The 20,201-nt window shown below is 75.3% G+C and carries 17 protein-coding genes; 6 read left to right on the top strand and 11 right to left on the bottom strand.

From position 1 onward, the window contains the following. Nucleotides 1–137: 137 nt before the first annotated feature. From ABT093_RS32755 to ABT093_RS32745, 3 genes are all read right to left on the bottom strand, one after another. Nucleotides 138–842, bottom strand: a complete 705-nt coding sequence (locus tag ABT093_RS32755; RefSeq protein ID WP_350570557.1) for an HAD-IA family hydrolase — start codon at nucleotides 840–842, stop codon at nucleotides 138–140. Between the two features lie 84 nt (nucleotides 843–926). Then, the gene (locus tag ABT093_RS32750) at nucleotides 927–2,033 is read right to left on the bottom strand and encodes a Gfo/Idh/MocA family protein (protein ID WP_350570556.1); all 1,107 of its coding nucleotides are present in this window, start codon (nucleotides 2,031–2,033) and stop codon (nucleotides 927–929) included. Continuing rightward, nucleotides 2,030–3,196 (bottom strand): DegT/DnrJ/EryC1/StrS family aminotransferase, encoded by a 1,167-nt coding sequence (locus tag ABT093_RS32745; protein ID WP_350570554.1) that lies wholly within the window; start codon nucleotides 3,194–3,196, stop codon nucleotides 2,030–2,032. Before ABT093_RS32745 ends, ABT093_RS32750 begins: the two co-directional genes overlap by 4 nt. Nucleotides 3,197–3,359: 163 nt before the next feature. Here ABT093_RS32745 and ABT093_RS32740 point away from each other — a divergent pair, with 163 nt between their 5' ends. The 4 genes from ABT093_RS32740 to ABT093_RS32725 are packed head-to-tail and all read left to right on the top strand — an operon-like array spanning nucleotide 3,360 to nucleotide 6,613. Continuing rightward, a complete protein-coding gene (locus ABT093_RS32740) occupies nucleotides 3,360–3,800 on the top strand; it encodes a type II 3-dehydroquinate dehydratase (protein ID WP_350570552.1) in 441 nt (146 codons plus the stop codon). Then, entirely contained in the window at nucleotides 3,800–4,747 is a 948-nt protein-coding gene (locus tag ABT093_RS32735) for an ROK family protein (protein ID WP_350570551.1), read from the top strand. Before ABT093_RS32740 ends, ABT093_RS32735 begins: the two co-directional genes overlap by 1 nt. Then, the gene (locus ABT093_RS32730; RefSeq protein WP_350570549.1) at nucleotides 4,744–5,808 is read left to right on the top strand and encodes a 3-dehydroquinate synthase family protein; all 1,065 of its coding nucleotides are present in this window, start codon (nucleotides 4,744–4,746) and stop codon (nucleotides 5,806–5,808) included. Before ABT093_RS32735 ends, ABT093_RS32730 begins: the two co-directional genes overlap by 4 nt. A 1-nt stretch (nucleotide 5,809) precedes the next feature. Continuing rightward, complete coding sequence (locus ABT093_RS32725) at nucleotides 5,810–6,613, top strand: shikimate dehydrogenase family protein (RefSeq protein ID WP_350570548.1); 804 nt, start codon at nucleotides 5,810–5,812, stop codon at nucleotides 6,611–6,613. 76 nt (nucleotides 6,614–6,689) lie between these two features. Here the strand turns inward: ABT093_RS32725 and htpG are convergent, their stop codons facing one another. Continuing rightward, on the bottom strand, nucleotides 6,690–8,606 hold the full coding sequence (htpG, locus tag ABT093_RS32720; protein WP_350570547.1) for a molecular chaperone HtpG: 1,917 nt from the start codon (nucleotides 8,604–8,606) through the stop codon (nucleotides 6,690–6,692). Nucleotides 8,607–8,767: 161 nt separating this feature from the next. On the opposite strand from htpG, the gene ABT093_RS32715 reads away from it, so the two are divergent. Beyond that, entirely contained in the window at nucleotides 8,768–9,571 is an 804-nt protein-coding gene (locus tag ABT093_RS32715) for a glycerophosphodiester phosphodiesterase family protein (RefSeq protein WP_350570546.1), read from the top strand. Beyond that, nucleotides 9,568–10,956 (top strand): MFS transporter, encoded by a 1,389-nt coding sequence (locus ABT093_RS32710; protein ID WP_350570544.1) that lies wholly within the window; start codon nucleotides 9,568–9,570, stop codon nucleotides 10,954–10,956. Before ABT093_RS32715 ends, ABT093_RS32710 begins: the two co-directional genes overlap by 4 nt. Before the next feature lie 69 nt (nucleotides 10,957–11,025). Here the strand turns inward: ABT093_RS32710 and ABT093_RS32705 are convergent, their stop codons facing one another. From ABT093_RS32705 to ABT093_RS32675, 7 genes are all read right to left on the bottom strand, one after another. After that, the gene (locus tag ABT093_RS32705) at nucleotides 11,026–12,054 is read right to left on the bottom strand and encodes an LLM class flavin-dependent oxidoreductase (protein WP_350570543.1); all 1,029 of its coding nucleotides are present in this window, start codon (nucleotides 12,052–12,054) and stop codon (nucleotides 11,026–11,028) included. A gap of 161 nt (nucleotides 12,055–12,215) precedes the next feature. Further along, complete coding sequence (gene gap / locus ABT093_RS32700; RefSeq protein WP_350570541.1) at nucleotides 12,216–13,214, bottom strand: type I glyceraldehyde-3-phosphate dehydrogenase; 999 nt, start codon at nucleotides 13,212–13,214, stop codon at nucleotides 12,216–12,218. Between the two features lie 248 nt (nucleotides 13,215–13,462). After that, nucleotides 13,463–14,779: a DUF6271 family protein gene (locus ABT093_RS32695; protein ID WP_350570540.1), complete on the bottom strand. Its 1,317-nt coding sequence runs from the start codon at nucleotides 14,777–14,779 to the stop codon at nucleotides 13,463–13,465. Nucleotides 14,780–14,977: 198 nt separating this feature from the next. Beyond that, a complete protein-coding gene (locus tag ABT093_RS32690; protein ID WP_350570538.1) occupies nucleotides 14,978–15,937 on the bottom strand; it encodes a GlxA family transcriptional regulator in 960 nt (319 codons plus the stop codon). A 108-nt stretch (nucleotides 15,938–16,045) separates the two neighbouring features. Next, a complete protein-coding gene (locus ABT093_RS32685) occupies nucleotides 16,046–16,750 on the bottom strand; it encodes a DUF998 domain-containing protein (protein WP_350570537.1) in 705 nt (234 codons plus the stop codon). A 149-nt stretch (nucleotides 16,751–16,899) separates the two neighbouring features. Beyond that, nucleotides 16,900–18,264 carry a type III PLP-dependent enzyme domain-containing protein gene (locus tag ABT093_RS32680; RefSeq protein ID WP_350570535.1) on the bottom strand — a complete coding sequence of 455 codons (1,365 nt, stop codon included), beginning with the start codon at nucleotides 18,262–18,264 and terminating at the stop codon, nucleotides 16,900–16,902. A gap of 234 nt (nucleotides 18,265–18,498) precedes the next feature. Beyond that, a complete protein-coding gene (locus ABT093_RS32675) occupies nucleotides 18,499–20,115 on the bottom strand; it encodes a helix-turn-helix domain-containing protein (RefSeq protein WP_350570533.1) in 1,617 nt (538 codons plus the stop codon). Between the last annotated feature and the right edge of the window lie 86 nt (nucleotides 20,116–20,201).

Below are 20,201 nucleotides of genomic sequence, written 5' to 3'. Positions count from 1 at the left end.
CGACCCCCTAGACGGGCCCTATTCGCGGCGGCCGCGGGCCGGGGCCCTGTGGGAGGTGGGGGCGGGAACGGCGGCGCCCCGCCGGGCGGGAGGGCTCGGCGGGGCGGTGAGGCGGTGGGGCGGCGGGATGGGGCGGGTCAGTGGGCCGGGGCGGGTTCGGGCAGCAGGGCGAGGAGTTCGTCGGGCCGGCGCAGCACCGCGTCGGGCCGTTCCGCGAGCAGGGCCGGCTCGTCCGTCTCCCCCCACAGCGCGGCGATCGCGCCGACGCCGGCGCCCCGGGCGCTGGCCAGGTCGGTGACGGCGTCGCCGACCATCACGGTCCGCCCGGCCGGCACGCCCAGCAGCTCCAGGGCGCGCAGCACGATGTCGGGGGCGGGCTTGGCCCGGGCGACCTCGTCGGAGCCGAGCACGTGGTCGAAGTGGTGGAGCAGGCCGAGCTGGTCGAGCAGCGAGCGGGCCCGGGGGCCGCTCTTGCCGGTGGCCACGGCCAGCCGGACGCCGCGCGCGGTGAGCTCGGCGAGCAGCTCGCGCACCCCGTCGTGCACGGTGACCTGATGGGCGAGGCGATAGCTCTCCCGGACGAAGGGCTCCTCCAGGGCGAGCGGCAGCCCCATGATCCGCATGATGTCCGGGAAGTACCGGCCCAGGTGGCGGCAGTACTCCTCGAACGGCGGCCGGCCGTCGCCGACCACCTCCTCGTAGGCGGTCAGGAAGGCCCGGCGCATCACGTCGAAGCTGTCGACGATGACGCCGTCCAGGTCGAAGACCACGGCGCGGACCGGGGAGAACGCGGCGAGCGCGCGGCCGTCGGGTACGGCGGGAACGGGCGGGTCGAGCGGCATGGGATCTCCATGGGACGAGGGGCGGCCCGGACGGGTGACCGGGTCTGGTGCGGCCTGCGGGCCGGGGCTGTGGGGCGCGCAGGGTCAGACGGCGAGGGCGGTGGCCTCGTCGGCGAGCCGGGGCCGCGGGGCGCGGGCGGCCGCGTAGAGGCGTTCGATGACCGAGATGGTGTGGTGGGCGCCGCGCACGGCGACGCCGCGCGAGGCCGGGTCGGCGAGCAGGGCGGGCAGCGCGTCGAGCTGGCGCACGTACTCGGCGCCGACCGGCTCGCCGCGCAGCGGGACCTCGGTGGTGACGCCGTCGCGGGTGCGGGTCAGCCGGGGTGCGCGGCGGTTGGGGCTGAAGCCGAAGGTGCAGGTCAGGGTCGCCGAGCCGGTGGCGCCCTCGACGGTGATCCGGGTGGTGTCGACGGGGTCGTGCGAGGCCCAGCTCGCCCGGACCGCGACCGAGACGCCGGTGTCGGTGACCAGGAAGCCGCGGGCGGTGTCCTCGACGTCGCCCGCGCCGGCCGGGCGCTCGGTGCCGCGCCAGCCGGCGCCGCGTCCGCCGTCGTTGACGAAGTCGGCGGAGAGCGAGCCGAGCACGGCCGGGAAGCGGACCGGGCCGCCGAGCACGCTCTGGGCGGTGTCGAGCAGGTGCCAGCCGAGGTCGACCAGCGCGCCGCCCCCGGAGAGCCGGCGGCTGGTGAACCAGCCGCCGGCGTCGGGGACGCCGCTGGCGCGCACCCAGGCGAGGTCGACATGGCGGATCGGGCCGAGTTCCGCCGCCAGCCCGGTGAGGGCGGCGACGTCCTCGCGGTAGCGGGCGGCGCTGCCGGCCAGCAGCACGGCCCCGCCCGCGCGTTCGGCGGCGGCCAGCCGGTCGGCCTCGGCGGCGCTGAGGCAGACCGGCTTCTCCAGGAACACCGGGACGCCGCGGGCGAGCAGCCGTTCGGCGACCGGGGTGTGCAGGTGGTTGGGCACCGCGACGACGGCGAGGTCGGTGTCGGGGCCGAGCCGGTCGGCGTCGGTGAGCAGGGCCGCGCCCGGCGGGAGGTGCCCGGCCGCGCCGGGGCCGGGTTCGACGACGGCGGTGACCCGGTAGCCGGGGTGCGCCGTCAGGCGGGGCAGCCAGATGGTGCGCCCCGCCCAGCCGAGGCCGACGACCGCGACCCGCACCGGCGCGTCCGGCTCCCGCGGTGCCGCGTTCACACCGCGGCCAGGGCGTCGGCGATGATCTGGGCGGTGTCCTCGATCGCCGACTCGTCGGCGAGCAGGGTGCGGTGGTGCAGCCAGATGCCGTCGGCGGTGAGCGCCTCGCTGTTGGGGCAGGCCCTGGCCAGCTCGTCGACGGTGGTGTCGGGCGCGGCGGACTCCCAGAAGCCGTCCGAGCGGTAGATGGCGCGGAAGACCACGAAGGCGGGCAGGCCGCGGGCGATCAGGTCGTCGACCAGGGCGTTGCGCCGCTCCTCGCCGAGGCCGGGCACCCGGAACATCGCCATGTAGTGCGGGACGCGGTCGGCGCGCTCGTCGCGGCCCTGCGGGACCAGGCGGGGGATCTCGGCCAGCAGGCGGTCCAGCAGCGCGGCGCGCTGCTCCCGGACGGCGATCTGGCCGTCCAGGCGGGCGAGCTGGGCGCGCAGGACGCTCGCCGAGAACTCGTTGAGCCGGAAGTTGGAGCCGGAGGTCCGGTGGTAGTACTTGCGGTCCGTCGGCGGGCGGCCGCAGCTGTGCCGCAGGAACGCCTCCTCGTACTGGGCGGCCTCGGGGAAGGTGATGGCGCCGCCCTCGCCGGCGGTCATCAGCTTGCCGTTCTGGAAGCTGAACGCGGCGACCGAGCCGAGTTCGCCGACCCGGCGGCCGCGCCACTGGGCGCCGTGGGCGTGCGCGGCGTCCTGGACGATCGGTACGCCGGTCTCGGCGGAGAGCGCGCCGAGGGCGTCCAGGTCGGCGATCTGGCCGGCGATGTGGACGGGCATGATCGCCCGGGTGCGCGGGGTGATCGCGGCGGCCGCCGCGGCGGGGCTCAGGTTGTAGGTGTGGAGGTCGACGTCGACCGGCACCGCGGTGGCGCCGAGCCGCTGGGCGGCCTGGGAGGAGGAGATGAAGGTGAAGGCGGGCACGATCACCTCGGTGCCGGGGCCGACGCCGAGGATCTGGAGGGCGACCTCCAGGGCGTGGGTGCCGTTGGTGACGGCGAGGGCCTTGGGCGCGCCGTGGTAGTCGGCGAACTCCTGCTCGAAGGTGTCGACCTCCTTGCCGCCCATCCGCCACCACTGGCCCTGTTCCAGGGCCCTGATGAGTCCTTCGCGCTCGGCCTCGTCGTACTGCGGCCAGACCGGGAACACCGGGGCCGGACGTCCTTGGGCGCTCATGATTACGCGCAGCCTTTCCATTTCGGGGGGTGGTGGAACGGCACGCTAACCCAGGAAAAGCGGCCCGTCACCTCCCCTAGGCACCCCCCTATCCCTCCCTTGTCCTGGTGCACCGACGCCCGCTTCCGGGAATTCCCGGCGGGCTCGCTGCTATAACCGGAATATGAGCGAACTGCTATTGCTGAACGGTCCCAATCTCGGGATTCTCGGCCGCCGCGAGCCGGAGGTCTACGGCACCGAAACGCTGGCCGACATCGAGGCGGCCGTGGCGGCCGAGGTGGCCGGCCGGGGCTGGAAGGTCGTCTCCGTCCAGCGCGAGTCCGAGGGGCAGCTGATCGAGGCGGTGCAGGACGCCTGGGACGGCAGCGTCGGGGCGATCGTCAACCCCGGCGCGCTGATGATCGCCGGCTGGGGCCTGCGCGACGCGCTGGCCGCCTATCCGCGGCCGTTCGTCGAGGTGCACCTGTCGAACGTCTGGGCGCGGGAGTCCTTCCGGCACGAGTCGGTGCTGGCGCCGCTCGCCTCGGGTGTCATCGTCGGCCTCGGCGCGCTGGGCTACCGGCTCGCCGCCCAGGCGCTGCTGGCGAAGGTGCCGGCGTCCTGATGGGCACCGCGACGGCCGCCCGGGGCGTGCTCGGCATCGACGTCGGCGGCACCAAGGGGGCGCTGCGCGCCGAGGCGGGCCCGCCCGGCGGGCCGCAGCGCACGGCGCAGGCGGTGCTGCGCTGGCCCGCCGCGCGGGGCGCCGACGCCGACTGGGCCGCGCTGGCCGGGGCGGTCGCCCGGCTGGGCGAGCGGTGGGGCGGCACCTTCTCGGCGGTCGGGGTCGCGGTGCCCGCCACCGTCGGCCCGGACGGCCGGGTGCTGGCCTGGCCGGGGCGCCCCGGCTGGGAGGGCTTCGCGCTCGCCCCGGCCCTGCGCCGGCTGTTCCCCGCCGCCGAGGTGGCCTGGGCCGACGACGGCGACCTCGCCGCGCTCGCCGAGGCCGAGCACGCCGGGTGTGACCATCTGGTCTACCTGGGCGTCGGCACGGGCGTCGGCGGCGGCATCGTCCACCGGGGCGCGCCGCTGCCCGGGCCGGCGCGCGGCTCCTGCGAGACGGGCCACCTGGTGATCGACCGCCGGGGCCCGCGCTGCGACTGCGGACGGCGCGGCTGCCTGCAGGCGAGCGCCTCCGGTCCGGCGACGCTGCGGCGCGCGGCGCGGCTGCGCGGCGCGCCGGTCGACTTCGCCGGGCTGCGCACCGCGCTCGCCGAGGGCGCGCCCTGGGCCGAGGAGGCCGTCGAGGAGACCTGCTCCGCGCTGGCGGCGGCGGCCGTCTCGCTGGCGGAGCTGGTCCACCCCGAACTGACCGTGCTGGGCGGCGGGTTCGCCGACGGGCTGCCCGGCCTCGCGGCGCGGGTGGAGGCCCACGCCGCCGCACTGGCCCGCCCCGGCGGGCCGGTCCCGGCGATCCGCCCGGCCGCGCTCGGCGGGCTGTCCTCGCTGCACGGCGCCCTCGCCCTGGCGCGCCGGCCACCGCACCCCCAACCACCGGGAGACCCGAGTTGACCACGACAGCAACGTCCGTCCGCACGGACGGCGGACTGCGGCGCATCGACGTGGAGCTGGGCGCGCGGGGCTACCCCGTGCTGATCGGTCCCGGCGCCCGCCACCGGCTGGCCGGGGTACTGGCCGGCCTCGGCGCCCGCCGGGTCGCCGTGGTCAGCGCCCGGCCCCGCGCGTGGCTGCCCGAGACCGGGCTGGACACCCTGGTGGTCCCCGCGAAGGACGGCGAGGAGGGCAAGTCGCTCGCCTGGATCGCCGAACTGTGCAGCCGCTTCGCCCGGTTCGGCCTGGGCCGGGCGGACGCGGTGGTCTCCTGCGGCGGCGGCACCACGACCGACGCGGTCGGACTGGCCGCCGCGCTGTACCACCGCGGCGTCCCGGTGGTGCACCTGCCCACCTCGCTGCTGGCGCAGGTCGACGCGAGCGTGGGCGGCAAGACCGCCGTCAACCTCCCGGAGGGCAAGAACCTGGTGGGCGCCTACTGGCAGCCCGCCGCCGTGCTCTGCGACACCGACTACCTGGCCACCCTGCCGCCGCGCGAACGGACCAACGGCTACGGGGAGATCGCCCGCTGCCACTTCATCGGCGCCGGGGACCTGCGCCGGCTGCCGCTGGAGGAGCAGATCGCCGCGAGCGTCGCCCGCAAGGCCGCCGTGGTGGCCGCCGACGAGCGCGACGCCGGACTGCGGCACATCCTCAACTACGGCCACACGCTGGGCCATGCGCTGGAGCGCGCCACCGACTTCCGGCTGCGGCACGGCGAGGCGGTCGCCGTCGGCACGGTCTTCGCGGGAAGGCTGGCCGGCGCGCTCGGCCGGATCGGGCCCGAGCGGGTCGCCGAGCACCACGCGGTGGTCGCCCACTACGGGCTGCCGACCGCGCTGCCGCCGGAGGTCGCCACCGGCGCGCTGATCGCCCTGATGCGGCTGGACAAGAAGGCCGTCGACGGCCTCTCCTTCGTGCTGGACGGCCCGCGCGGCGCCGAACTCGTCCGCGACGTCCCGGAGGAACTCGTCGCCCGCACCCTGGACGCCATGCCGCGCGCCGCCGTGAGGGAGGCCTGAGATGCCGCCGGTCTCCGGCCGCACCCGGCTGTTCGCCGTCCTCGGCGACCCGGTCGCCCAGGTCAGGGCGCCCGCCCTGCTCAACCCGCTGTTCGCCGCGAGCGGGGTGGACGCCGTGCTCGTCCCCGTGCACGCCCCGGCGGAGCGGCTCGACGAGGTGGTACGCGGGCTGAAGGCCACCGGCAACCTGGACGGGCTGCTGGTGACCGTCCCGCACAAGCTGGCGATGTGCGCGCACGCCGACGAACTCAGCCCGACCGCCGCCCTGTTGGGCTCCACCAACGCGCTGCGCCGGGAGCCGGACGGCCGCTGGTACGGCGACAACTTCGACGGCGCCGGGTTCGTCCGCGGCCTGACCGCCCGGGGCCACCACCCCGCCGGGCTGCGGGTCGCCCTGGCCGGCGCCGGGGGTGCCGGGCTCGCCGTCGCCGCCGCCCTGCTCGACGCGGGCGTCGCCCGGCTCACCGTCAGCGACCCCGACCGGGGCCGGCTGGACGCACTGCTGGAGCGGCTCGGCGGCGGGCGGTCCGGCCGCGTGAGCGCCGCCGCGGAACCCCCGTCCGACACCGACCTCGCCGTGAACGCCACCCCGCTCGGCCTCGACCCGGCCGACCCGCTCCCCTTCGACCCGGCCCGGCTCCCGCCGGGCGCGCTGGTCGCCGACATCGTCATGACGCCCGCCGAGACCCCGCTGCTGCGCACCGCCGCCGCCCTCGGCCTCCCCACCCACCCGGGCGCCCCCATGCTGACCGAGCAACTCCCCCTCTACCGGGATTTCTTCCGCCTGCCCACCCCGGACGGCTGAGCCGAGAAACGCACGACGACCCGGCCGCGGGAGGCGGCCGGGTCGTCGTGGCAAAGCCGGTACGGGCGGGGTGCGGTCAGAGGCCGCGCGCCAGGCGGTCGGTGAGCAGCCTGGTGAAGCGCGCCGGATCGGGCAGGTCGCCGCCCTCGGCCAGCAGCGCGCCGCCGTGGACCAGTTCGGCGATCTCCGGCAGCGCCGGGTCCCCGGGGTCGGCCTCGTGCGCCGCGCGCAGCGCGGTGATCAGCGGGTGCCCGGGGTTGATCTCCAGGATCCGCTTGACCGGGGGCACCTGCTGCCCCATCGCGCGGTACATCTTCTCCAGGGTCGGCGTCATGTCCTGGGCGTCGCCGACGACGCAGGCCGCCGAGGTGGTCAGCCGCGAGGAGAGCCGGACCTGCTTCACCTGCCCGGACAGCGTCTCGGTCAGCCACGGCAGCAGGGCGGCGAACTCCTGCTCCCGGCGGGCCTTCTCGGTCCCGGCCGCCTCGTCCCCGTCGGCCGGCTCGTCGAGGTCGACCTGACCCTTGGCGATGGACTGCAGCCGGTGGCCGTCGAAGGCGGGCACCCGCTCGACCCACACCTCGTCGACCGGGTCGGTGAGGATCAGCACCTCGTACCCCTTGGCGGCGAACGCCTCCATGTGCGGGGAGTTCTCCACCGTGGCGCGGTCCTCGCCGGTCAGGTAGTAGATCGCCTCCTGGCCCTCCTTCATCCGCCCGACGTACTCGCGCAGGGTGGTGGTGCGCTCCGCGTCGTGGGTGGAGGCGGCGGACACCAGCTCCAGCAGGGCCTCGGTGCTGTCGCCGTCCTCGATCAGGCCCTCCTTGAGCACCCGGCCGAACTGGTCCCAGAGCTTGGCGTAGCGCTCGGCGTCCTTGGCCTGGACGTCCTTCAGCGCGCCGAGGACCTTCTTCACCAGGCGCCGGCGCACACCGCGGATCTGGCGGTCGTGCTGGAGGATCTCGCGGGAGATGTTCAGCGAGAGGTCGTGGGCGTCCACGACGCCCTTGACGAAGCGCAGGTAGTCGGGCATCAGCGCTTCGCAGTCGTCCATGATGAACACCCGCTTGACGTACAGCTGCACGCCGCGCTTGGCGTCCCGGGAGAACAGGTCGAACGGCGCCTGGGAGGGGATGAACAGCAGCGCCTCGTACTCGAAGGTGCCCTCGGCGCGCATGTGGACGGTCTCGGCCGGGGGCAGCCAGTCGTGGCTGATCTGCTGGTAGAACTCGGTGTACTCGGCCTCGGTCACCTCGCTGCGCGGGCGGGCCCAGAGCGCCTTCATCGAGTTGAGGGTGTCGACCTGCCGGTCGGTGGCGCCCTCGGCGTCGGTGCGCTCGCTCTCCATCCGGATCGGCCAGCGGATGAAGTCCGAGTACTGCTTGACGATCTGGCGGATCTTCCACTCCGCCAGGTAGTCGGCCAGCCCGTCCTCGCCGTCGGCCGGCTTGAGGTGCAGGGTGACCGAGGTGCCCACGGGCAGGCCGTCGACGGCCTGGATCTCGTAGGTGCCCGCGCCGTCGGACTCCCACCGGGTGCCGGCCTCGCTGCCGGCCCGGCGGGTCAGCAGGGTGACCCGGTCGGCGACCATGAACGCCGAGTAGAAGCCGACGCCGAACTGCCCGATCAGGCTCTGCGCCGCGGCGGCGTCCTCGGTCTGCTTGATCTTCTCCAGCAGACCGGCCGTGCCGGACTTGGCGATGGTGCCGATCAGCTCCACGAGGTCGTCACGGCTCATGCCGATGCCGTTGTCGCGGACGGTCAGCGTCCGGGCCTGCGGGTCGGCCTCCAGGGCGATGTGGAGGTCGGAGGTGTCGGCGTCGAGGCCGGAGTCGATCAGTGATTCCAGCCGCAGCTTGTCCAGTGCGTCGGAGGCGTTCGAGATCAGCTCGCGCAGGAAGATGTCCTTGTTCGAGTAGATCGAGTGAATCACCAACCGGAGCAACTGGCGCGTCTCGGCCTGGAATTCCAGCGTCTCGACAGTGCTACCCACTCGCGGGGCTCCTCTCTGGGGCGGTACCTGGGCAATGGACGCGGCGGACACCGGACGGCCCCGCCGCACCGGCATGATAGGCGGCCCCGGGGCCTCGGTGGGCGTTACAGCTTGACACCAGGTGTAAAAATGTCACGCGACCCTCGCACCACGGAGCCCCTATGCACCCCTTCCTCGACCATCCGGGGCCGCTCGCCTTCGCGCACCGCGGCGGCGACCTCGGCCGTCCGGAGAACTCGCTCGCCGCCTTCGAGGCCGCCGTCGCCCTCGGGTACCGGTACCTGGAGACCGACGTGCACACCACCTCCGACGGCGTGCTGGTGGCGTTCCACGACCACCGGCTCGACCGGGTCACCGACCGCGCCGGAGCGGTGGCCGAACTCCCCTGGCGCACCGTCCGGCAGGCCCGGATCGGCGGTACCGAGCCGGTCCCGCTGCTGGAGGACCTGCTCGGCGCGTTCCCCGCGGCCCGCTTCAACATCGACGTCAAGGCGGCGCCGGCCGTCGCACCCCTGGTCGAGGCGATCCGCCGCACCGGGGCCTGGGAGCGGGTCTGCGTCGGCGGCTTCTCCGACAGCCGGCTCGCCGCCGTCCGCGCCGCCGCCGGACCCCGGCTGGCCACCTCGCTGGGCCCCCGCGAGGTCGCCCGGCTGCGGCTGCGCTCGCTGGCCGGGCCGCTGCTGCGCGGCACCGGGGCGCCCTGGGCCGGCGTCTGCGCGCAGGTGCCCGAGCGGCACCGGGGCGTCCCCGTGGTCGACCGGGCCTTCGTGCGCGCCGCGCACCGCCTCGGCCTGCAGGTTCACGTCTGGACTGTGGACGACGCCACACGCATCCGCTCTCTGCTCGACCTGGGGGTCGATGGCATCATGGCCGATCGCATCGACGTCCTGCGCGACGTCCTCCGCGAGCGCGGCCGCTGGCACCCCGGCGGCACCGGCTCCAGCACGGGGATTGGAACACCATGAGCACCACGACCCACCGCCCGGAGCACCCGGCGGCCGCCACCGGCGAGGACGGCCGCGCACTGCGCCGCATACAGTTCGGCTGGTACGTCAACGACTGGGCCACCGCGGCCTTCTCCTCGACCGTCCTGACGGTCTTCCTCGGGCCGTACCTCACCTCGATCGCCAAGGAGGCCGCCGACGCGCAGGGCGACGTGCACCCGCTGGGGCTGTCGATCCGCGCCGGCTCGTTCTACCCCTACACGGTCTCCTTCTCGGTGCTGCTCTCGGTCGCGGCGATGCTGGTCGCCGGGACGGTCGCGGACCGCACCGGGCGGCACAAGGAGCTGATGGGCGGCTTCGCGTACCTCGGCGCGGCCGCCACGATGGGCATGTTCTTCCTCGACGGCGACCGCTACCTGCTCGGCGGCGGTCTGCTGGTCGTCGCCAACCTCGCCTACGCGGTGTCGGTGGCGCTCTCCTACGCCTACCTGCCGGGCCTGGCCACGCCCGACGAGCGCGACGCGGTCTCCTCCAAGGGCTGGGCGTACGGCTACGCGGGCGGCGGACTGCTGCTGATCGCCAACCTGGTGCTGTTCCAGGGGCACGACGCGTTCGGGATCTCCTCCGGCACCGCGGTGCGGATCTGCCTGGCCTCGGCGGGCCTGTGGTGGGCGCTGTTCACCATCGTGCCGATGCTGCGCCTGCCGTCCCGGGCCGGGGTGCTCCCGGGGCGCGCCGCCGGGGCCGCCGAGGACGAGCCCGCCGCCGGCAGCCTGCGGGAACTCGGCCGGACCCTGCGCGGCATGCGGCGCCACCCGCTCACCCTGCTCTACCTGGCCGCCTTCCTCTGCTACAACGACGGCATCCAGACCGTCGTCTCGCAGGCCTCGCTCTTCGGCAGCGAGGAGCTGGGCCTGGACCAGACCGCGCTGGTCACCGCCGTGCTGCTGGTGCAGGTGGTGGCGATCGGCGGCGCGCTGCTGCTCGGCCGGATCGCCCACCGCCACGGCGCCAAGCGGACCATCCTGGGCTCGCTGGCCGGCTGGGTGGTCATCCTCGCGCTGGGCTACTTCATGCCGGCTCACCAGCCGCTCTGGTTCTACGTCCTGGCGTGCATGATCGGCCTGGTGCTCGGCGGCAGCCAGGCGCTGTCGCGGTCGCTGTTCTCGCACCTGATCCCGCCCGGCAAGGAGGCGGAGTACTTCAGCTTCTACAAGATCAGCGACCGCGGCACCAGCTGGATGGGGCCGCTGGTCTTCGGCCTCGCCTACCAGGTCACCGGCAGCTACCGCTCGGCGATCGTCTCGCTGCTGGTGTTCTTCGTCATCGGCTTCGCCGTGCTCCTGAAGGTCCCGGTGCGGCGGGCGATCGAGGCCGTCGGCAACCCGGTGCCCGAGCGCCTCTGACGGCCCGGGTGCCCGGGCACCCGGGTGACGGTCCGCGCGCCGGGGCGACCGGTCGGCCGCCGGGCCGGCTCAGGCCCCGGCGGCGGGCTTCCAGCCGAGGAGCGGGGCGAGGACGGTGGCGATGTCGGTGAGGATCTGGACGTAGTCCTCGTGGCCGAAGGTGAACGGCAGCGCGAAGACCGCCGTGTCCACCTCCCGGAAGGCGGCGTGGGCGTACAGCCGCTCGGCGATCTCGGCGGAGCCGCCGACCAGGTCCCGCGCGTACATCACCCGCGCCGGGCCCTGCGGGGAGGTGGTGCGGGCCGTCCGGCCGCGGACGTACTCGTGGTAGCGGGCCCGCTGGTCGGCGGTGGCGCTGTCGGTGGGGATCACCACCAGCCCCTGGGAGACCCGGGCCCGCGCGCCCAGCGGGTGGTGGGCGCGGAAGGCGGCGATCTGCGAGCGCTGGATCTCGGCGAAGTCCTCCGCCTCCTCCGCCCGCACCACGTTGCTGGTGAGCAGGCCGAGCCCCTGCTCGCCGGCCCAGCGGGCCGAGCGCAGGCTGCCGGCGCCGTACCAGAAGCGGTCGGCCAGGCCGGGCGAGACCGGCTGGACCTTGTCCGAGTACACCTCGATGCCCTCGACCCCGCTGAAGTCGGTGGCCGGCCGCTCGCCGCGCAGGAAGTCCAGCAGCCGGCTCACCCGCCGGTAGCCGAAGTCCTCGGCCTCGGCGGTGTCCGGGTAGAGCGCGCCGGCCACCCGCTCCCAGTGACCGGGACGCCCGACGCTCACGCCCGGGTTGAGCCGGCCGCCGGAGAGCAGGTCGGTGGTGGCGAGGTCCTCGGCCAGCCGCAGCGGGTTCTCCCAGCCGACCGGGATCACCGCCGTGCCCAGCTCGATCCGGCTGGTGCGCTGGGTGGCCGCCGCGAGCACGGCGACCGGGGAGGAGATGCCGTACTGCAGGTGGCGGTGGCGCACCCAGGCGCTGTCGAAGCCCAGCCGCTCACCGAGTTCGATCAGCCGCAGCGTCGACTCGTGGCCCTGGGCCGGGTCGGCCGGATCGAACAGCCCGATGGTCAGGAATCCCAGTTTCCGCAGGGGCTGTTCACGGGTCGGCACGGTGTCCTCTTTCGTCGGCTCTGCCCGCCCGGCGGGTGTCCCGCCGGGCGTGCCGTCCACCGTCACACAGCGGCCGGGGCCGCTCAAGGGCCGCCGGAGGATCGCCACGGGGACGCAACACCCGTGTCACATCACCGCAGCGATACCGGCGCGCGGGCGGGTCAGCCCCGGGAGAGCAGCTCCAGGGTGTCGATGACCCGGTTGGAGAAGCCCCACTCGTTGTCGTACCAGGCGACCACCTTGACGTGCTTGCCGTCGACCCGGGTCAGGGCGGCGTCGAAGATCGAGGAGGCCGGCTCGCCGGTGATGTCGCTGGAGACCAGAGGCTCGTCGGCGTAGTCGAGGATGCCCTTCAGCGGGCCGTCGGCGGCGGCGCGGTAGGCGGCGAGCACCTCCTCGCGGGTGACCTCGCGCTCGACCGTGGTGTTCAGCTCGACGATGGAGCCGACCGGGACCGGCACCCGGATGGAGTCGCCGGAGAGCTTGCCGTCGAGGTTCGGCAGGACCAGGCCGATGGCCTTGGCGGCGCCGGTGGTGGTCGGCACGATGTTGACGCCGGCGGCGCGGGCACGGCGCGGGTCGCGGTGCGGGCCGTCCTGGAGGTTCTGCTCCTGGGTGTAGGCGTGCACGGTGGTCATGAAGCCGTGCTCGATGCCGGCCAGTTCGTCCAGCACGGAGGCGAGCGGGGCGAGCGCGTTGGTGGTGCAGGAGGCGTTGGAGACGATCACGTGCCCGGCCGGGTCGTAGGCGTCGGTGTTCACGCCGTAGGCCAGGGTGACGTCGGCGCCGTCGGACGGGGCGCTCACCAGGACCTTGCGCGCCCCGGCCTTGAGGTGGGCGCGGGCGGCCTCGGCGGAGGTGAAGCGGCCGGTGGCCTCCAGCACGATGTCCACGCCGAGTTCGGCCCACGGCAGGTCGGCGGGGTCGCGCTCGGCGAGCACCTTGATCCGGCGGCCGTCGACGACCAGCTCGTCCCCCTCGACCCGCACCGGGCGGCGGAAGCGGCCGAGCGAGCTGTCGAAGCGGAGCAGGTGGGCGAGCGAGTCGATCGAGGTGAGGTCGTTGACGGCGACCACCTCCAGCTCGCTGCCGCGCTCCACCAGGGCGCGCAGGCTGTTGCGGCCGATGCGGCCGAAGCCGTTGATGGCGATGCGGGTCATGAGGGCTCCCTGGGTCGTTCCGGTGCGCTCCGGACGTTCCGGATCTTCCGGTCGTTTGATGACGGTTCAATCATCGACCGGTCGGAGCGGACCGGACAGGGGCCGGATCGACATGGTGCGCAAGGATCCCGCCAGACTCCCCGCCAACGACCGCAAGGATCCCGCCACCCTCCGGCGGCCCTGCGGACGAGCACGACCCGGTGGCCGCCCCGGAACCGCCCGGACGGCCACCTGCCGGTTCCGCCTGGCTAGGCGGTGGCGAGCCCCTCCGCGCGGGCGGCGGCGACCAGGGGCGCCCAGGCCTCGATCAGGACCGCCCAGCGCCGGGCGTCCTCCTGCGCCTCGTCCAGGAGCTGCTCACGCCGCCCGGCCACCACGTCCGCGAGCTCGGCGTACTTGCCGCCCAGCTTGCGGTAGGAGCGGTCCAGGACGTCCAGGCAGTGCTCGTTCCCGGCCCGGTCCCAGTCGACGCTGCCGCGCACCAGGTCGAGGATCGCCTCGCCCTTCAGCCCGTGCCGCTCGTCCAGCAGCCCTCGGCCGAGGTCGATCATCCCGCCGTAGACCGGGTACAGGTACAGCATCGAGAGCAGGAGCTTGACGAACCCCAGCTGGTAGGGGACGAAGCCGGCGCCGGTGCGGCGCTCGGGCGTGTAGTAGTTGACGATGTGGCGGTTGTGGACGACGCCGGGCAGCTTGGCGTGGACCAGGGAGTGCAGCAGGGCGTAGTCGCAGCCGAGGGTGCGGACCGAGGGCAGCAGCGGCAGCACCTCGTAGCCCCGGTGGTCCAGGGCGACGTTGCACATGAAGACGTCCCAGATGTCGGGCACGCCGAGGACGGAATGGTCGGCGGTGAACGGCTCGGTGCCGGTGCCCTTGAAGGAGACGTCCACCATCGCGTCCCGGTCCTCGTCCGGCCACACCGGCGGGGTCCACAGGCGCACGATGTCGCGGTAGACCTCCGGGTCCAGCTCGCGGATCTCGCCGATGTCCACGTTGAGCTCGCCCATGAAGGAGCCGCTGACCAGCATCACCGGCTTGTCCGCGTCCGCCGGGTCGAGCTCGGAGCGGGTCACGCCGGCCACCGCCTCGCCGGCCGGCTTGCCGATCGAGAGCAGCTCGTGGTGGATCGGGAAGACCTTCTGCCCGTCGAGGACCTGGAAGTCGGCGTCGTCGTTGCGCAGGTGCGCCGAGGTGCAGCCCAGGGCGGCCGCGCCCAGGAAGATCCGGTTGACGCAGGAGCCGTACGCGACGTCCTGCGGGACCATCATGTCGAGCAGCACCTCGGGGTCGGCGGCGCCGGAGCGCTCGGTCACCCGGCGGAAGAACTCCCGCTGCCGCGCCTCGCCGAGGTGGTGGACGAAGACGCCCGGGGTGGGGGGCAGCGAGGCCACCGCCTCCGCGTTCTTCGCGAATCCGGCGGCGTCGGTGGTGTCGGTGGTGTCGAGGACGAGGAGGTGCACCTCGACCCCGAAGTTCGCGACGGCGTAGGCCGCCTCCTCGGCGAGGTCCACGATGGTGTCGGGACAGGTCCGCATGGTGGGCAGGGCGAGGCAGACTCTTTGCATGGCGCGGGCTTCTCCGTCGGATCGTCAGATTCGTTGCGGTGGCGTCCAGTTGAGAGCGCTGAGGGTTGGACTAGACCACTTCTGGCGCCAACGATAGTCAGCGCGGCCCCCGAAGGGGCGGAATGCGCCCCGCTTTTGCACGATCGGGCACACCCCGCACGGGCGCCCGGACCGCGACGGCGCCGGCCCGCGCCGCGTTCAGTCCTCCGAGCGGGCCGCGAAGGTGTGCCGGTACTCGGTGGGCGAGGTGCCGAGGACGCGGTGGAAGTGCAGCCGCAGGTTCGCCCCGGTGCCGAGCCCGACCCGGTCGGCGATCTGCTCGACCCCCAGGTCGGTGCGCTCCAGCAGCTCGCGCGCGAGGTCCACCCGGGCCCGCAGCACCCATTGCATGGGCGTGTAGCCGGTGTCTTCCACGAACCGCCGCGAGAAGGTGCGCGCCGAGACCCGGGCGTGCCGGGCGAGCCCCTCCAGGGTCAGCTGCTCGGCGAGGTGTTCCAGGGCCCACTCACGGGTGTCGGCGAAGAGGTCCCCCAGCGGCTCGGGCACGCTGCGCGGCACGTACTGGGCCTGGCCGCCGCTGCGGTAGGGCGCGGCGACCAGCCGCCGCGCCACGTGGTTGGACAGCCCGACGCCGTGATCGCGCCGCACCAGGTGCAGGCAGAGGTCGATGCCGGAGGCCGCGCCCGCCGAGGTGAGCACGGCGCCCTCGTCGACGAACAGCACGTTCTCGTCGACCCGGATGCGGGGGTGGCGCTCCGCCAGGGCCTTGGCGTAGTGCCAGTGGGTGGTCGCCCGCTTGCCGTCGAGCAGCCCGGTGGCCGCGAGCGCGAACGCGCCGGTGGAGATCGCGGCCAGCCGGGCGCCCCGCCGGTGCGCGGCCACCAGCGCCTCGACGACGGCCGCCGGGGGTTCGGTGGTGGCCGGGTCGCGGTAGCCGGGCACGAAGACGGTGTCGGCGTGCTCGACCGCCTCCAGCCCCTCGGCCACGTGGTAGGAGAGGCCGTCGCCGCCGGCCACCAGCCCGGGCGCCGGGCCGCAGACCCGCACGGTGTACGGCATGCTCGGCCGGCTGGAGAACACCTGGGCCGGGATGCCCACGTCCAGCGGCTTGGCGCCCTCCAGGACCAGCACGGCCACGTGGTGCTTCCTGCGGCCCATCGGCCTCTCCTCCGCTCCCCCGCGGTGCCGACGGGCGCCGCGGCACGCCCCGGCCGGTCCGACACCGGCCGCAAGCATCCTGCCATCGGCACCCGGGGGCACCGGCACCTACGGGCCCGCGGTGGCGGCCCGGGCGGGGCGCGGGGCGAGGCCGGTGAGCGCCTCGCTCTTCACCAGCCAGGCCACGCCGAAGGCGAGCACGGAGACCGCCTCGCCCAGGTAGGGCAGGGTCAGCGGCCAGTCCCGGGCCAGGTGGAGCAGCCCGGCCGCGGCGACCGTCGCCATCCCCGCCACGATCACCCAGCCGCAGACCAGGTAGACCCAGTCACGGGCCGGGCGCCGCCCTCCGCCGGCCGGCGAGTCCGCGAACAGCCGCAGGCAGAAGTACGCGAGCACGCCGAACAGCCCCGCGGCGAAGGCGAGGTGGACCATGCCGACGGCCGTCTGCGCGCCGCTGGGGTGCGCGGTGACGGAGTCCGGCGGCTCGGTGGGGAAGAGCGCCACCCCGATCGCCAGCACCCCGGCCACCGAGCTCAGCCGGTCCTCCCGGCGGTCGTGGCGGTAGCAGATCAGGAAGACGCCGATGGCGCACAGGCCGCCGACGAAGACGTTGCGCATGTGGGTGTAGTAGGAGGCGCTCATCGAGCTGAGCAGCGCGATCCGGGCGGAGGTGAGGCTGTTGCCGACGGGCAGCACGATCGGCAGCAGGAAGCCGAGGAGGCCGATCCCGAGGCGCAGGCGGCGCACCGTGCGCACGTCCTGGGCCTCGGGATCGGCGGGGGGTCGGGCACCGGTGGGGGTTCGGGTGGACATGACGGGGCCTCCTTCGACGAGCTGAGGCTGTCGCACCGCGGCAGGGGACGGCGGTCGCGGCAGGGTGATACCCGCGCCGCGCCGTCCGGGAACCCCTTCCGGTCTGCTGTCTTGACGCTCCGTCACCGGATCGCGACCCCGGTCGTGGGTCAGCCGACCGGCCGGATCAGCTCCTCGACGGGCTGGGCCCGGCGCAGCGGCTCGAAGTGCACCGCGCCCCCGGCGTCCACGGTGAAGCCGTGCACGGCCGGCTCGGGCAGGCTGTTGTACTGGAAGTGGGTGCTCGCGTAGTACGCGCCGGTGTCGAGCAGCGCGACCAGGTCGCCCGGCTCCAGCGGCGGCAGCGGCCGGGCCCTGGCCAGCAGGTCGCCGGCGAAGCAGCAGGGCCCGGCGACGTCCTGCGGCACCGGCTCGCCGCTCTCCTTGGCGGCGCCCGAGGAGTGGTGCGCGGTGATCCGCAGCGGCCAGGCGTCCGGCATGAACACCGTGCGGGTGGCGACCTGGGCGCCGGCGTGGGTGATGGCGATCGAGCGGCCCCCGGCGACCTTGGTGTACTCGACGTACGCGGCGGTGAAGCCGTTCTTGGCGAGCAGCGAGCGGCCGAACTCGGTGACCACCCGGTAGCGGCCGTCGAACAGCTCAGGAGCGTGCGCGCGCAGCCGTCCGACGTAGTCGGCGTAGGTGGGGGCGGTGGTGTCGTCGGCGAAGTTGACGGACAGTCCGCCGCCGAGGTCGATGCCCGTCACCTGGCGGCGGCCCAGCTCGGCGTTGACCCGCTCGGCGAAGGCGACGGCCCGGCCGACGCCCTCGGCCAGGAGGTCCAGAGGGCAGCCCTGCGAGCCGACGTGGACGTGGATCCAGCTGAGCCAGGGGCGGGCGCGGAACGCCTCCACCAGCCGCTTCGCGTTGCCCTCGTCCGCCAGCGGGATGCCGAACTTGGACGTGGGGGTGGCGGTGCTCATCGCGCCGATCGTCCCGCCGCCGATCTGCGGGTTGACCCGCACGCCCAGCCGGGAGGCGGAGGTGCCGGCCCGAAGCAGGTCGTCGACCCGGTCGAGCTCCTGCCAGCTGTCGATGTTGACGGCGACGCCGAGCTCCAGGGCCCGGACCAGCTCCCGGCGGGTCTTGGCGGGCGAGTCGAGGACGATCCGCGCGGGGTCGAAGCCGGCGGCGAGGGCCTGGGCGAGCTCGCCGGGGCTGGCCACCTCGCAGCCCATGCCGAGCTCGCGCAGCCGGGACAGCAGCGGCACCAGGCAGTTGGCCTTGGCCGCGAAGGCGTGCAGGACGTCGGCCTCGGCCGGGAAGGCGCCGCGCAGGGCGGCGACACTCGCGGCGACGCCGTCGAGGTCGACGAAGGCGGCGAGCAGGGCGTCCTCCGGGTCGAGCAGCCGGCGGCGGACGGCCTCGCGCAGGACGAGTTCCCGGCGGGCGGCGGCGTCCGGGCCGACCTCGGCGGGTCCGGCGGCCGGTCCGGCGGCGTCCGGTCCGGGGGCGGCGGGCTGGGGCAGGGTCATCGGGTCACGCTCCACGGGCTCGGCGGGCGGGCGGACGCCCGGAGCGGGGGACGGGATCGCCCCGGGCACGGCACCAGGCTGCCGGGCGGGCGAGGGCCGCGTCTTCGTCCCACGGCGCGGATTCCCGGCGACGGCCCCGCGTCACCCGACCGGACGGCGCCGCCCGCGGGCCGGCCGCCGGGGTTGGCGTGCGGAGGCGAAGGCGGGGCCGGATCGTCGCCGCCCACGACCACGTCAGTCGCGCTCGGCGGCGTCCAGGGCGAGCAGGCGCAGCTGCAGCTGGGCGAGCAGCCGGGCGTCCGGGTCGTCCAGGTCGATGCCGCTGAGCCGCTCGGCCTTCTGCCGGCGGTAGCGGAAGGTGCTGGCGGGCACGCCCAGCGCGGCGGCGGCCCGCGCGCCGTCCCCGGCGTGCTCCAGGTAGGCGCGCAGCGTGTCCAGCAGCACCTCCTCCCCCGGCTTCGCCGCGTGCGCCGCCAGCCGCGCCACCGAGCCGTCCGGCCCGGGCGGCGGGTGCTCGCGCAGCGCGTCCAGGAAACCCAACAGGGCGACGGTGTCGGCGACTTCGCCGATCCCGGCGGCCGGGGGAAGCCGCGGGGAGCGGCCCAGCCGCAGCGCGCGCAGCGCCTGGGCGGCCGTGCGGGCGGACTCCGCCGCCCGGTCGAGGGCGGCGCGCACCTCGCCGACGCCGATCCGCACCGGCCGGCCGAACTCCTCCGACAGGTCCCGCGCGAGCGCGCCGGCCAGCCGGGAGAGCCGGTCGGCGGCGAGCCGCGGGTCGGGGTCCAGACCGCCGAGCAGCACCCGGGCGCCGTCGTCGGCGGCCACCGCCACGGCGGGGTGGCCGCGCCGCGCGCAGGCGGCGAGCGCCGAGCGGGCCAGCCGCCCGCCGGCGACCGGGTCCGGCCCGGGCCCGGCGGCGACGGCGAGCGCCAGCACGGCGCACGGCTCGGCCGGCGGCAGTCCGGTGCGGGCGGCCGGCAGGTCCGCCGAGCCGCGACCGGCCATCAGGGCGCGGGCCGCCTCCCGCACCAGTGCGCGCTCCCCGCCGCGGCGGGCCCGGTCGTGCAGCAGGTGCGGGGCCGCGATCCGGGCCGCCGCCCGCAGCGCCTCGGCGACGGTCGGCGGCAGCGGGCGGCCGGTCGGCGCGACCCACAGCGAGCCGAGCACCTCCTCGCCGGCCCGCACCGCGACGGCCGCGCGTTCGGGGGCGGTGCCGTCGGCCCGGCGGTGCAGCGCGCCCGGGGTGCGGCGCAGCAGCGCGAGGAAGCCGTCCTCGCGCATCGCCGCCCGGCGTTCGGCCGGCACCCGGCGGGCCAGGATGGTGGAGCGGCGGATGTCGTCGACGTCCCGGTTGTCGGAGGAGTAGGCGAGCACCCGGGAGTCCGGGCTCTCGATGGTCACCGCGCCGCCCACCAGCGCGGCGAGCGCCTCGGCCAGCGCGTCCAGGTCGCCGAGCGGCACGTTGGCCACCTCGGCCTCCTCGGCCACCGCGAGCCCGGCCCGCAGGGTGCCGATCAGCTGCGCCCAGTCGGCCCACGGCCGGCGCAGCAGCACCGCGGTGCCGGCCTCGGCCGCGGCGGCCCGCAGCGCCTCGTTCGGCGCACCGGCGCCCTCCTCGCGGAACACCACCGCCGCCGCCCGGTCGCGTCCGGCCGCCCGGACCAGCGCCTCGGCCCGCTCCGAGCGCGGGTCGACTCCGACGGCGACCACCAGGGCGCCCGGTTCGGCGCCGGGCTCCGCCCGGTCGAACACGTCCAGCCCGGTGACCGGCACGTCCAGGCCCAGCGGGGCGGCGCCGACCTCCACGACCGCCTCGGCGAGTGCCGCGACCCCCCGCAACGTCCGCTCCACCGACCGCTCCTCCCCGCGTCCGGCGCCCAGTATGACCGCCGGCCGACGCCCCGTCACGGCCCGGTCGCGTCACGGCGCGGGGCCGT

This window comes from Kitasatospora sp. NPDC002551, assembly GCF_040296005.1.
Classification (GTDB): Bacteria; Actinomycetota; Actinomycetes; order Streptomycetales; family Streptomycetaceae; genus Kitasatospora.
Note: the sequence above shows the minus strand (reverse complement) of the source record. Positions and strands in the feature narration are given on the sequence as shown.